This is a genomic window from Providencia sp. PROV032, from assembly GCF_028484875.1.
Lineage (GTDB): Bacteria > Pseudomonadota > Gammaproteobacteria > Enterobacterales > Enterobacteriaceae > Providencia > Providencia rettgeri_E.
This window is the reverse complement of sequence record NZ_JAMPSX010000021.1, coordinates 1-12,926: the sequence shown is the minus strand read 5'-3', so window position 1 is coordinate 12,926 and position 12,926 is coordinate 1. Positions and strand designations below refer to the sequence as shown.

13 protein-coding genes are annotated in these 12,926 nt (G+C 43.8%); 4 read left to right on the top strand and 9 right to left on the bottom strand.

Going from position 1 to position 12,926, the window contains the following annotated elements; all coding sequences use genetic code 11:
* Positions 1-275: 275 nt before the first annotated feature.
* From PSF42_RS14530 to PSF42_RS14510, 5 genes are all read right to left on the bottom strand, one after another.
* Positions 276-1,034, bottom strand: a complete 759-nt coding sequence (locus PSF42_RS14530) for a DeoR/GlpR family transcriptional regulator (protein ID WP_004262881.1) — start codon at positions 1,032-1,034, stop codon at positions 276-278.
* A gap of 28 nt (positions 1,035-1,062) precedes the next feature.
* A complete protein-coding gene (gene glpG / locus PSF42_RS14525) occupies positions 1,063-1,908 on the bottom strand; it encodes a rhomboid family intramembrane serine protease GlpG (protein ID WP_125891764.1) in 846 nt (281 codons plus the stop codon).
* A 16-nt stretch (positions 1,909-1,924) separates the two neighbouring features.
* Positions 1,925-2,248: a thiosulfate sulfurtransferase GlpE gene (glpE, locus tag PSF42_RS14520; RefSeq protein ID WP_004262879.1), complete on the bottom strand. Its 324-nt coding sequence runs from the start codon at positions 2,246-2,248 to the stop codon at positions 1,925-1,927.
* 89 nt (positions 2,249-2,337) lie between these two features.
* Positions 2,338-2,916: a Fe-S biogenesis protein NfuA gene (gene nfuA, locus PSF42_RS14515; RefSeq protein ID WP_125891763.1), complete on the bottom strand. Its 579-nt coding sequence runs from the start codon at positions 2,914-2,916 to the stop codon at positions 2,338-2,340.
* A gap of 63 nt (positions 2,917-2,979) precedes the next feature.
* On the bottom strand, positions 2,980-3,663 hold the full coding sequence (locus PSF42_RS14510; RefSeq protein WP_125891762.1) for a DNA utilization protein GntX: 684 nt from the start codon (positions 3,661-3,663) through the stop codon (positions 2,980-2,982).
* Between the two features lie 54 nt (positions 3,664-3,717).
* On the opposite strand from PSF42_RS14510, the gene bioH reads away from it, so the two are divergent.
* Positions 3,718-4,497 (top strand): pimeloyl-ACP methyl ester esterase BioH, encoded by a 780-nt coding sequence (bioH, locus tag PSF42_RS14505; protein ID WP_272680298.1) that lies wholly within the window; start codon positions 3,718-3,720, stop codon positions 4,495-4,497.
* A gap of 49 nt (positions 4,498-4,546) precedes the next feature.
* On the opposite strand, the gene PSF42_RS14500 is transcribed toward bioH, so the two are convergent.
* From PSF42_RS14500 to PSF42_RS14485, 4 genes are all read right to left on the bottom strand, one after another.
* Positions 4,547-4,780, bottom strand: coding sequence for a FeoC-like transcriptional regulator (locus tag PSF42_RS14500; RefSeq protein WP_125891760.1), 234 nt, complete (start codon positions 4,778-4,780; stop codon positions 4,547-4,549).
* Between the two features lie 11 nt (positions 4,781-4,791).
* A complete protein-coding gene (gene feoB, locus PSF42_RS14495; protein ID WP_272680268.1) occupies positions 4,792-7,110 on the bottom strand; it encodes a Fe(2+) transporter permease subunit FeoB in 2,319 nt (772 codons plus the stop codon).
* A gap of 29 nt (positions 7,111-7,139) precedes the next feature.
* Positions 7,140-7,370, bottom strand: coding sequence for a ferrous iron transporter A (gene feoA / locus PSF42_RS14490; protein ID WP_004266125.1), 231 nt, complete (start codon positions 7,368-7,370; stop codon positions 7,140-7,142).
* A 342-nt stretch (positions 7,371-7,712) separates the two neighbouring features.
* A complete protein-coding gene (locus PSF42_RS14485) occupies positions 7,713-10,043 on the bottom strand; it encodes a Tex family protein (RefSeq protein ID WP_272680267.1) in 2,331 nt (776 codons plus the stop codon).
* 183 nt (positions 10,044-10,226) lie between these two features.
* On the opposite strand from PSF42_RS14485, the gene greB reads away from it, so the two are divergent.
* From greB to envZ, 3 genes are all read left to right on the top strand, one after another.
* Positions 10,227-10,712, top strand: coding sequence for a transcription elongation factor GreB (gene greB / locus PSF42_RS14480; protein ID WP_125891757.1), 486 nt, complete (start codon positions 10,227-10,229; stop codon positions 10,710-10,712).
* Positions 10,713-10,828: 116 nt separating this feature from the next.
* On the top strand, positions 10,829-11,548 hold the full coding sequence (gene ompR / locus PSF42_RS14475) for an osmolarity response regulator transcription factor OmpR (RefSeq protein WP_004266122.1): 720 nt from the start codon (positions 10,829-10,831) through the stop codon (positions 11,546-11,548).
* A complete protein-coding gene (gene envZ, locus PSF42_RS14470; RefSeq protein ID WP_272680266.1) occupies positions 11,545-12,876 on the top strand; it encodes a two-component system sensor histidine kinase EnvZ in 1,332 nt (443 codons plus the stop codon). Before ompR ends, envZ begins: the two co-directional genes overlap by 4 nt.
* Positions 12,877-12,926 lie beyond the last annotated feature (50 nt).

Here is a 12,926-nt window from a genome sequence, read left to right as displayed (position 1 = left end):
GTTCGAAACACTTTCAATAATGTTCGTTTTCGCTCATTTGATTGTAGTCAAAATAGATAGTGATGCCAACTATTATTAATGAAAAAAATAACAACTGCGTGATATTGGTAACAATTTTTTTTCAATACCCACACATAAAATATTGTTATTCACAATGGAAAAAAGAGAATTTCGCGCGAAAAAGAAAAAATGACGGTAAGGCTGAGGATTAAAATAGAGGAATAGCAAGAAGCATGATGGTAGTAGGAACTACCATCATGAGGATAATTTCTTGATTAACAAAGCTCTAATTGAACATTATGTTGCTCAATCACTTTGAGAATACTGTCTGGTGGCTGTTTATCAGTAAATAAGTAGTCAATCAGGTTCATATTACCCAAATTAACCATCGCGTTACGACCAAATTTAGAATGATCGGTGACAAGCATGACACAGCGTGAATTTTCAATAATCGCGCGCTTGGTACGAACTTCGTGGTAATCGAACTCAAGCAATGAGCCATCCATATCAATACCACTGATACCCAAAATACCGTAATCAAGCCTAAATTGAGAAATAAAATCGAGGGTCGCTTCACCAACAATACCGCCATCTCGTGAACGTACTTCACCCCCGGCTAAAATGAGGCGAAAATCTTCTTTTGGCATCAGCAAGGTGGCGACGTTAAGGTTATTGGTCACCACGCGTAGGTTTTTGTGATTAACCAATGCATGGGCAACGGCTTCGGGGGTGGTACCAATATCTATAAACAATGTTGCACCATCAGGAATTTGGCTCGCAACATGTTGCGCGATACGCGCTTTTTCATCTGACCACATGATTTTACGGTCATTATAGGCCGCATTTACCGAACTTGAAGGCAGTGCTGCGCCACCGTGGTGCCGCTGAATTTTATTTTGTTCAGCGAGATCATTGAGGTCTCGACGGATTGTTTGAGGGCTAACCTCAAAGTGTTCGACGAGTTCTTCAGTACTGACATATCCCTGAAGACGCACAAGTTCCACTATTGCATCATGTCTCTGGGTTTGTTTCACAGCGTTAGCCTCTAATTATTAAAATGTTTTATCTGGAGCTCTGGTGTTTAAAACTGTGTCTATTATCCCATACTCCCATTAATAAGCCGATAATTAACCCTGAAGTATGTGCGGCATTGGCGATATGCATGCCTAAAACATCGAAATAACCGAAAAAAAGCCAGATAATGGAAAAAATCATTAACCCTCGAGGAACGCTAATGCCACTTTCAGGGCGACGTTCACCCGTTAACCACACATAACTGACAAGAGCATAGACAACACCGGATAATCCGCCAAAGTTGTTTTCACTAAATAGCGATTGTCCCCAGTTACTAAACAGCGCAGAGACCAGTAAGATAGTGAGTAACTTACCCGTCCCAAGTTTTCGCTCTACTTGCCCAGCCAAAAACCACCAGAGCGCAAGGTTGAAACCAATATGTGATAGCGAAAAGTGCACCAATGCAGGGCTAAACCAGCGCCAAAGCTCAGTTTGTTGGTCGCCAATAGGCCATGCCAAATAACGTAGAACTTCACGGGCATCAGTCATTTCTACCCAAAGATATACAACAACCGATAACAAAATAACAGCGATAGTTAAAGGGCCAGATTGCTCTTTAAGATAACCCCAAGTTAGGTAATTGCGATATTGAAATTGAGTATCTGCGCTTCCTGTGTGCCAACTGGCTTCTAGGTAGCGGGGGTGATTTGGGTCTTGTAGAAAAATATCTAATTCTTTTTGGACTTGAGGTTGAAGCTGCTCATCTTCTAGCCAAAGCTCAAAGACGGCTTGTTCCTGTGATGGCTTTATTTTTAGGTGAATATTTTTGCTCGCCATATAGTCAACAAAAGCTTGCGCCATTCTGGGATTAGCAAAGGAGGTGATGTGGATCATGAATGCGTTTTCTCATCTAGAGAGCCGTAACGGCTTGTGGATATTCCCTTAACCATGCTTCAAATCCACCATTGATGCTATACACCGATTCAAAGCCTATGTTGATCAGATACTGTGCAGCACCTTGGCTACTATGCCCATGGTAACACATCACCATAACAGGTTGTTCGTAATCCGTTTGTTCTAGAAATTGGCTCAGTGACTCATTGGTGAGGTGATAGGCCCCACTAGCATGGCCTGCACGAAAACTTTGTGGGTCTCGCACATCTACCAGTATGGCGGTGCCGTCTAACCAATGTTGATAGGCTTGCTCTGGTGTTAATGTTTCAAAATGGTCCATAAAATACCAAATACAGTAAGTAACAACCCATAAAAGGTTAAATGATAGGCACCCGTAAAGAACCGAGTGCCAAATATTCGTGGTATTGATTAGTAGAAAGAGTGCTCGCCACGTTGGTGCTCAGTCAGGTCTTTAACGCCTTTTAACTCACCTACAAACATTTTGAGAAGTTCTTTTTCGATACCTTCTTTAAGGGTGACATCGACCATTGAACAACCGTTACAGCCGCCACCAAATTGCAGAATTGCAAAGCCTTCATCGGTGATTTCCATCAGGGAAACACGGCCACCGTGGCTGGCAAGTTGTGGGTTAATTTGTGACTGTAAAACATACTCAACACGCTCAATTAATGGTGCGTCATCAGAGACTTTACGCATTTTGGCGTTCGGTGCTTTTAATGTCAGTTGTGAGCCGAGTTGGTCGGTGACGAAGTCAATTTCGGCATCATCCAAGAAAGGGGCGCTAATTTCATCAACATAAGCAGATAACTTCTCGAACTTTAGTTCTTTATCTGTGGCTTCAACGGCACCCGGAGGGCAGTACGACACACCGCACTCAGCGGTTGGCGTGCCTGGGTTGATAACAAAAACACGGATTTGAGTTCCTGGCTCTTGATTTTCCAACAACTTGGCAAAATGAGCCTGTGCTGCTTCAGTAATATTAATCATAATCATTTGCTCAATAATAGTTGACTGCTTTAGTTGGTTATAATACGCCCATTTACCCCTTTCCTACAAGGTGCGACACAGTGACCATGCATCAACAGTATGCGCTCCCGCACAAATCAACAATTGTGCTGCACTATTCATGGTAGAACCTGTTGTAATAACATCATCAATAACAGCAACATGTAGGTTTGAAACCGAACTGTTTAAGGTAAATGCTCCCTTTAGGTTATTTCGGCGATACTCACGTTTTAGTGTAGTCTGTGCCAGTGTAGCACGACTACGCAATAATGAATTTTGCGAATAGGGAATATTTAACCATCTGGACAAATTTTCACCTATTAATGCCATATGGTCAAATCCTCTCCACCATAGGCGGTGACGATGCAGTGGAATGGTGATGATTAAGTCTGGTTTTTGCCATTGTTGTTGGCGATAACCTGTGAGCCAAAATAATGCAAAAATACGTGCTAAAGTAGAAGCAAGCTGAGGTTGTTTTTGAAATTTAAAACGATGAATTAACATACGTAAAGCGGCTTGGTATGGGGTTACAGTGATAATTCTTTGCCATGAGGGAGGGCTCTTTAGGCAGCGTCCACATTCCATGGTCGGCTGCTCACAGGGTAAAGCGCAGCGTAAACAGCAGGTTGGCATTTTAGGTAGTCCTTTGAGGCAAAAATGGCAAATCCCCTGGTGAGATAATTTTAGTGATTGATGGCATAGCCAGCAGCCCCCCTCCATTGTTAGCATAGTAGCGTCCCGTTAAAACGAATTGGCAAATAAATGAATGAAGAGAGTGTAACGATGGCAAAGTTATATTGGCAGACCGTTGGTGAAGGTAAACAAGATCTTGTGTTGCTGCACGGATGGGGGCTGAATGCGCAAGTCTGGCAAACAATTATTCCGCGAATCGCTTCGCACTTTCGGGTTCATTTGGTTGACCTTCCGGGGTATGGGCGGAGCCAAGGTTTCTCCCCCATGAATATTCAATCGATGGCGAATATTTTGTGGGAGCATGCCCCTAAAAACGCGATTTGGCTTGGTTGGTCACTTGGTGGGCTAGTTGCAAGCCGTATCGCGCTTGACCATCCCTATGAAGTTAAAGGGCTCATTACGGTTGCTTCCTCCCCGTGTTTTAAAGCCGAAGAAAACGGTTGGGCAGGGATCCGGCCAGAGGTTTTATTGGGTTTCGAGCAGCAACTTTCGGCCGATTTTCATCGCACAGTCGAGCGTTTTTTAGCATTGCAGACATTAGGGACAGAAAGCGCCAGAAACGACGCAAAAACCTTGAAATCTGTGGTACTCGAACAGCCTATTCCAACGGTTGAAACGTTAAATGCAGGGCTTGAATCATTGCGTACCGAAGATTTGCGCGAGGAATTAAAACAGTTACCGATCCCCTTCTTACGCATTTATGGCTATCTCGATGGCTTGGTACCGCGCAAAATAGTGCCAAGTTTAGATGAGCTGTATCCGAATTCGCCATCCGTGATTATGCGCAATAGCGCTCACGCGCCATTTATTTCTCATCCTGATGAGTTTTGTGAATACCTGTTGGATTTTCAAAGTCGTATTGAGGAATAAATAAAAAAATCAGCCTAATTCGAGGCTGATTTTTTTTGTGGTGTGCTTATTATTTGATTTTATACACAAAATGAGTGCAATCAGTACTTTCAGGGCAGCCTTTACAGCTACTGCCTGTTAAACAAGCACTGATATCAACTTGTTCAATTTTCTCTAAGCTGACGAGCTTCTCAACCATCGCTTGAATCAATGGAATTGGTGTATTTAGCTGCTCACTGAGTAGCGCGATGTCAGCTTGCCCATATAAGGCGATTAAATCTCTTACCTGTAGCAAGCTGGTCATCGTTTTATTCCTTAGTGGCAAGCATCGCTTGAACAGCCAGAACATTGCTCGGCGGTTCTGTTTTTGATGTTGAAGGTTACGCGGCTACGCATGCGACGTAAGAATATGAACAAGGCAAGGTTGAACAGAACAACCGCGGCTATAGTAATCAAGCTACTTTGTGGGTGTTCACTGAATGTGGCGACTTGGTAAAACAGAGCTGCAAGGCTATAAGCCACATTCAAGCCCCACAGAATGGAGAAGCTCATCCAACTTTTGTTGGTTTCACGTGCGATAGCCCCCATCACAGAGACACAAGGCACATACAGCAAGACGAAGATCAGGTAGCTATAGGCTGCAATCCCTGAGCCAAATTTCGCGGCCATGGTGCCCATTGAGCCGGATTCCATCTCTCCATCGCCTTTACTAGCTTCGATAGGGTTCGATAACGCGCTTAAGGTAAAGGTCTCTTTTAAGCTATCCCAAGTTTCAGAAACCGCATCTCCCAGCTCTTCCCATAAGTTGAAAGATTCTGCATCAAACGGCTCAGAAGTAATGGCTTCAGCGGTATACAGGGTGTTTAGTGTACCCACTACCACCTCTTTGGCCATCGCCCCGGTAATCAACCCAACAGTTGCTTGCCAGTTATCAGCATGCACGCCAATTGGCTGTAAAGCCGGGGTTATCACTTTGCTGACAGAAGCCAGTGCGGAGTCATTAATATTATCAACAGGCTTACCAGAGAAAGAAAAGCTATTTAATGCGCCAATAAAGATACTGGCAACGATGATAACTTTACCTGCACGCACTACGAAGCCTTTGAGGCGTTGCCATGTTTGAATCAGCAGTGTTTTGATGTGCGGTACATGGTAAACTGGAAGCTCCATAATAAATGGAGAGGCTTCGCCACGCATCAGGGTATGTTTGAGTAGTAACCCAGTTAAGATAGCGACAACAATCCCTAAAATATAGAGTGAAAAGACCACGCTGGCCCCATTTTTGCCGAAGAAAGCGGCCGCAAAAACAGCGAAAATGGCCAGTCTTGCCCCACAAGACATAAACGGTGCCATTAAGACCGTAATTAGCCTTTCGCGCGGTGCATCGAGAGTGCGTGCGCCCATAATCGACGGTACGTTACAGCCAAAACCGACAATCAAAGGCACGAAAGATTTACCCGGTAAACCTAAGGCTTGCATGAGGCGGTCCATCACGAAAGCAGCTCGCGCCATATAGCCCGAATCTTCCAGTATTGAAAGAAACAGATACATCATCCCAATTTGTGGCACTAACGGTAAAACCGTGTTAATACCGCCACCAACACCTTGGGCAAGGAAAATAGTTAGCCAATCAGGGAAGCTAAAGTAGGCACCAACCCACTGAATACCATGAATAAATATCGCTTCTGACGCACCTTCAAAGAAGGGTTGTAAGGCGCCACCGATGTTGATGGCTAAAACGAACATCAAATACATCACAAACAAGAAAATAGGTACGCCGAGCCAACGGCTCAGAATAAATTTATCCAGTGATTGTGTTAGTCGATTTGGTTCAGCGGCACTATTGTTAATCGCAGCATTGCAAATGGTCGCAATAGATTGATAACGTGCGTCGGCAATGAGTAATTCGGGTTCTTCGTTTAAGCTTTCTTTCAGTGTTTGGCGTATCGCCAGCAATTGTCCTTCAGATATTTCTGCGCGTTGGCGGCTATAGATATCCCCTTCGAGGATCTGCAATGCTAACCAGCGGCGTTGCTGGTGGCTAAATTGTTGTGCTGAAATTTGTTCAGATAATGAATCTACAGCTTGTAATAATTGTGCTGGATACTCTACAAGAGCTTGTTGGTTGTTTTGTGGATGTGTATCAATGGTTTTTTTCAGTTTATCGATACCCGTTGCTCGAGTTGAAACCATTGGGATCACAGGACAACCGAGCTGTTTTTCTAACTCAGCAATATTAATATCAATATGTTGGCTTTGAGCGATATCCAACATATTCAAGGCGACAATACATGGAACGCCTAACTCGACTAATTGCAATGTCAGGTAGAGGTTACGCTCTAAGTTGGATGCATCGACAACATTAATGAGCATGTCTGCCTCACCACTTAAAATAAAGTAGCAGGCGATTTGTTCGTCAAGAGAGGTTTGCTCAGAAATGGTGGTCAAAGAATAGGTGCCGGGTAGGTCAACAAGCTCGATTTTATGGTCATCTGTATGGAAGCGGCCCACTTTTCGTTCAACAGTGACCCCCGCCCAGTTACCGACCCGCTGCCTTGACCCTGTGAGCTGGTTGAATAAGGTCGTTTTGCCTGCATTGGGGTTACCAATTAAGCCGATAGTTAATCGTTTCATAGTGTTTGCCAATAATAAAAAAGAAATACTTAAACGGTGGTCGCTTCATCTAGATTGAGTAGAGCAAGATCTTTTTTACGCAGCACTAAGCTGACGCGGTGAGTTTCTATTTGAACAGGATCACCAAAAGGCGCTAAGCGCACCACTTTAAAGACAGAACCCGGAAGTAAACCGAGTGAGAGTAGTTTTTGTCGGTATGCAGGACTGATTTCTGGAGAGAAACCAAGTATTTTGTAACTGCATTGAGGAAGTATTGCCATAGTGTCTTCCTAATCATTTAATTAATAATGATATCGATGACAATTGTTAAAGAGTGCAATTGCTCAGGTAAATAAGGTCGCCAAACAAAAATAAATCTAATTAACAATGAGAATCATAATCATCCACCTTTTGTTATATTTAGCCTCTTTTTTCGTCAATTTGACTTGATGTGGATCAACGAAGCATTGAGTTTACGGTGTTCCGCTAGCGAAATTAATGGTGGAGTCAGTGAAGAGAAGGGGGCTGAATTATACTCAATACATTGTTTGATTTAATCAATAACAGCATTATTTATTGAAATAGGCGCCACAATAGGTACATTGCGATGCCTATAAAGAAAGTTAACGTTTCTTACCGAATGCCGCGGCAAGGGCATCACTCATGGCGCTGTTACCCGAAGATGCGTTGTTTTGGCGTGAGTTACCTCTTGATTGAGGCGCTTTACGTGTATTTTTATCCTGTTCAGGGGCTGCACGGCGAGGAGAACTATTAGAATCCCCCGCTTGTTCATCTAAACGCATCGTTAGCGCAATACGTTTGCGTGCAATGTCCACATCTAACACTTTGACTTTTACAATGTCGCCTGCTTTTACCACCTTGTGTGGGTCTTCGACATAACTATTTGAAAGTGAAGAAATATGAACTAAACCGTCTTGGTGAACACCAATATCCACAAAAGCACCGAAGTTGGTCACATTGGTGACTGCACCTTCTAAAATCATGCCAGAAGTCAGGTCATTCATGGTTTCGACACCTTCGGCGAAGGTGGCAGTTTTAAACTCAGGACGTGGGTCACGCCCCGGTTTTTCTAACTCTTTAATGATATCAGTGACGGTTGGAACCCCGAATTGCTCAGTGGTGAAATCACGTGGGCTCAAGGCATTAAGGACTTGTGAGTTACCCATAATTTCTTTGAGTGGCTGGCGGACAGACTCAAGAATTTTTTCAACAATCGGGTAAGCTTCAGGGTGAACAGTAGAAGCATCTAACGGGTTTTTACCATCAGTGATACGTAAGAAGCCCGCGCATTGTTCAAAGGCTTTTGGCCCAAGACGTGCAACTTTGAGCAACTGCTTTCTATCACTAAATTGGCCATTTTGGTCACGCCAATCTACCACGTTTTGCGCAATCATTTTGCTTAGACCGGCAACGCGAGTCAGTAAGGCAACGGAAGCGGTATTCAAATCAACACCAACCGAGTTTACACAGTCCTCGACGACTGCATCGAGTTTACGCGCTAATTGTGTTTGGCTGACATCATGTTGATATTGGCCAACCCCAATGGATTTAGGGTCAATTTTCACTAATTCAGCCAGCGGGTCTTGTAGGCGACGAGCAATGGATACGGCACCGCGCAACGACACATCTAAGCTTGGAAATTCTAACGCTGCAAGTTCAGAGGCCGAATAAACAGAAGCCCCAGCTTCGCTGACAATCACTTTCTGTGCAGTGACTTCAGGGTATTGTTTTTGGACTTCAGCAAAGAAACGTTCCGTTTCACGAGAAGCGGTGCCGTTACCAATTGCCACTAATTCAACATTGTGTTTTTGGCAAAGTGCGGCCACGATGGTTGCTGCTTTTGCGGCTTGCCCGGTATGTGGGTAAATCGTGTCGGTAGCAATTAATTTACCTGTCGCATCGACGACTGCTACTTTTACCCCAGTACGCAAGCCAGGGTCTAAGCCCATGGTGGCACGCATTCCCGCTGGCGCCGCCATCAGTAAGTCACTGAGGTTACGCGCAAACACGTTAATAGCTTCCTCTTCAGCTTTTTCGCGCAGTGAGCTCATCACTTCGGTTTCTAAGTGCAGTAATATTTTGACGCGCCATGTCCAACTGATCACAGCTTTACGCCATTGGTCAGCAGGCGCATTGTTTAAACGAACATCTAAATGGCGGGTAATAATTTCTTCACAGTAACTCTCTTTTGGCGGTTCATCGAACTGAGGGTCACAGTTTAATGAAAGCTGTAAAATACCTTCGTTACGACCACGGAACATCGCAAGGGCTCGGTGAGAAGGCACCTGAGCAACGGGTTCGTGATGTTCAAAGTAGTCACTAAATTTCACCCCTTCTTCTTGCTTACCTTCAGCAACAACAGAAACAAGGTGGGCATTTTTCCAAATATAGTCACGAACTTTCGCTAAAAGAGCCGCATCTTCGGCGAAACGTTCCATAAGGATGTAGCGAGCACCATCTAAAGCGCCTTTAACGTCAGCCACACCTTTATCCGCATCGATATAGGTTTTAGCGAGTTCATCAGGTGACTGGTTTGGGTCATTCCACAGGGTATCTGCTAAAGGCTCGAGCCCTGCTTCAATAGCAATTTGCCCGCGGGTGCGACGTTTTGGTTTATAAGGAAGATACAGGTCTTCAAGTTCGGTTTTATTGAGCGTCGTGTCAATAGCGGAGGCAAGCTCTGGTGTCAATTTACCTTGTTCTTCTATCGACTTGAGGATGGTTTGCTTACGGTCATTTAATTCACGCAAGTACCCTAAACGGCTTTCTAACTGGCGAAGCTGAGTATCGTCCAACCCACCGGTAACCTCTTTACGGTAACGTGCAATAAACGGGACAGTATTTCCTTCATCTAATAGCGTGATTGCAGAAAAAACTTGTTTCGGCTGGGCTTGCAGTTCCGCTGCAATAATTTGGCTTAGAGTTTCATTCATGTCGAGTTTCAATACCTACTGTTTAAATACCTACTGGAAGAACAGTTAAAAATTTATTGCACTGTTATACTTGGTGGTAACGAGAATTTCCAGACTGAATTTGAGCCTATTGGTAGGAAAGTCTCAGATTATGTTCTATAAAATATTATAATTATGGGTTCCATTGGCTAATATTTGAAGGTTATGACTAAAAGTCTTTTAATTACACGTGAAGGTTGGGATGCGTTAGATAAAGAATTGAAGTACCTGTGGAAGGATGAACGTCCTCGGGTGACTCAATCTGTTTCAGAGGCCGCAGCTCAAGGGGATCGCTCAGAAAATGCAGAATACATTTACGGCAAAAAAAGGTTGCGTGAAATTGATAGACGCATCCGTTTTTTATCCAAAAGGCTAGATCAATTAAGAATTATTGAGCCTGATCCTCGCCAAGAAGGCCGTGTCTTTTTTGGCGCATGGGTTAAACTAGAAGATGAAAATGAAAATATCAGAATATTCCGTATCGTCGGTGCTGATGAATTCAACCCGACAAAACAATGGATTTCAATTGATTCTCCCGTAGCGCGAGCCTTGATAGGCAAACAGGTTGATGATGAAATAACAGTAAATACGCCAGGAGGGCAGGTGACTTATTTTGTATTAGAAATAAGTTATCGGCCACTAACCTTCTGAAGTGTAAAATGATTCATTAAATCCCATGTTAGTGGTAAATTAGTGAGCATTAATATTGTTTTACTTACATTCATTAAAAAAATAATTTGAAAGATGCACATCTTGAGGGCTACAAAATGCAGGAAAGTTATAAGGTTCTTGTCGTCGATGATGATATGCGTTTACGTGCGCTGCTGGAACGCTATCTCACTGAGCAGGGTTTTCAGGTAAGAAGTGCTGCAAACGCTGAACAGATGGACAGAATCCTGACAAGGGAATCTATTCACCTGATCGTCTTAGATTTAATGCTACCGGGCGAAGATGGCTTATCAATTTGTCGTCGCTTACGTAGTCAAAATAACCCAATTCCAATTATTATGGTGACAGCGAAAGGCGAAGAAGTGGATCGCATCGTTGGCTTAGAAATTGGTGCGGACGACTATATTCCCAAACCTTTTAATCCACGGGAATTGCTAGCTCGTATTCGTGCGGTATTACGTCGTCAAGCTAATGAATTACCAGGTGCGCCATCTCAAGATGATGCGATAATTACCTTTGGTAAATTCAAATTAAATCTTGGAACGCGAGAAATGTTCCAAGGCGATGAAAATATGCCGTTAACTAGCGGTGAATTCGCGGTGTTAAAAGTATTAGTTTCCTATCCAAGGGAACCGTTGTCGCGTGACAAGCTAATGAGCTTAGCCCGGGGCCGTGAGTACAGTGCGATGGAACGTTCTATTGATGTTCAAATCTCACGTTTGCGTCGCATGGTTGAAGAAGACCCAGCACATCCTCGTTATATTCAGACGGTTTGGGGATTGGGTTATGTGTTTGTTCCGGATGGAAGTAAAGCATGAAGCGACTGAGGTTTTCAAGGCGTAGTACATTTTCTCGCTCGTTATTTTTATTTGTAGCCTTACTGTTTGCGAGCCTCGTAACCAGCTATATGGTTGTGTTGAATTTTGTTGTGATGCCTAGCTTACAACAATTCAATAAGGTATTGGCATACGAAGTAAGAACATTAATGACAGAGAAAATGGTTCTACAAGATGTAACCTCAGTGCGGGTATCTCCCGCGTTACGTAAGAAAATCTACAATGAATTGGGGATCACTTTTTATGCACATTCAGCAGCGATGGAAGAAGGGCTGAATTGGGCGAAAGAGTATGATTTCCTAAGTGAACATATGTCGGAATATATTGGTGGCAAGGCGAGTGTTCACCTCGAATTGGGCCGAGAGTACCCCATTCTATGGTTAACGTCTTATCTTGCACCTGATATTTGGGTTCGAGTTCCACTGACTGAAATTGGCCAGAACCAGTTCTCCCTTGTTTTTCGCTATACATTAACGATTTTTCTCACAATTTTTGCGGGGGTATGGCTGTATATACGTTACCAAAACAAGCCGTTGCTTGAATTGGAGTACCACGCAGGTGAAGTCGGTAAAGGGGTGATTTTGCCCCCAATGCAGGAAAAAGGTGCCACCGAGGTCAGGGCCGCCATCCGTTCTTTTAACCATATGGCTACAGGGATTAAAACCTTAGAAAACGACCGAACTGTCTTAATGGCAGGGGTAAGCCATGACCTAAGAACCCCCTTAACTCGTATTCGTTTAGCAACAGAAATGATGAGCCCAGAAGATAGCTATCTGGCTGAATCCATTAATAAAGATATTGAAGAGTGCGATGCAATTATCGGCCAATTCATGTCTTACCTGAAAACGGGTCAAGAAATGGATATGGAATTCTGTGACCTTAACGCTATCTTGATGGAAGCAGTGAACTCAGAAAGCAGCGTCGTCGGCGAAATTGAAACCGCACTTGAGCCAGGCTCAATGATTGTGAATGGTAACCCATTAGCGATAAAACGTGCTATTACAAATATGATAGTCAATGCATATCGTTATGGTAATGGCTGGATCAAGGTCAGTAGCGGTAAGACTGAAGACTCAGTTTGGTTCCAAGTAGAAGATGACGGTGCAGGTATCAAAGAAGAAGATATTCACCGCCTATTCCAGCCATTTGTTCAAGGTGAGAAAGCTCGCAGCAACAAAGGAACAGGGTTAGGTCTGGCGATTATTCGCCGAATTGTCGATGCCCACGAAGGGAGTATTGAGATCCATAAGAGTGAGCGTGGTGGGTTTGCGATTAGGGCTCTACTTCCCCTCAAAGAAAAAGAAGACTAAATACTCTTCACACTTTGCGCCGCAGCGTTGTTGGCTGCGTTCGGCTACTC

Coding starts and splice junctions, on each gene's coding strand:
- glpG (WP_125891764.1), bottom strand. CDS start 1,908: ATGATCCACATCACCTCCTTTGCTAATCCCAGAATGGCGCAAGCTTTT.
- glpE (WP_004262879.1), bottom strand. CDS start 2,248: ATGGACCATTTTGAAACATTAACACCAGAGCAAGCCTATCAACATTGG.
- nfuA (WP_125891763.1), bottom strand. CDS start 2,916: ATGATTAATATTACTGAAGCAGCACAGGCTCATTTTGCCAAGTTGTTG.
- PSF42_RS14510 (WP_125891762.1), bottom strand. CDS start 3,663: ATGCTAACAATGGAGGGGGGCTGCTGGCTATGCCATCAATCACTAAAA.
- bioH (WP_272680298.1), top strand. CDS start 3,718: ATGGCAAAGTTATATTGGCAGACCGTTGGTGAAGGTAAACAAGATCTT.
- PSF42_RS14500 (WP_125891760.1), bottom strand. CDS start 4,780: ATGACCAGCTTGCTACAGGTAAGAGATTTAATCGCCTTATATGGGCAA.
- feoB (WP_272680268.1), bottom strand. CDS start 7,110: ATGAAACGATTAACTATCGGCTTAATTGGTAACCCCAATGCAGGCAAA.
- feoA (WP_004266125.1), bottom strand. CDS start 7,370: ATGGCAATACTTCCTCAATGCAGTTACAAAATACTTGGTTTCTCTCCA.
- PSF42_RS14485 (WP_272680267.1), bottom strand. CDS start 10,043: ATGAATGAAACTCTAAGCCAAATTATTGCAGCGGAACTGCAAGCCCAG.
- greB (WP_125891757.1), top strand. CDS start 10,227: ATGACTAAAAGTCTTTTAATTACACGTGAAGGTTGGGATGCGTTAGAT.
- ompR (WP_004266122.1), top strand. CDS start 10,829: ATGCAGGAAAGTTATAAGGTTCTTGTCGTCGATGATGATATGCGTTTA.
- envZ (WP_272680266.1), top strand. CDS start 11,545: ATGAAGCGACTGAGGTTTTCAAGGCGTAGTACATTTTCTCGCTCGTTA.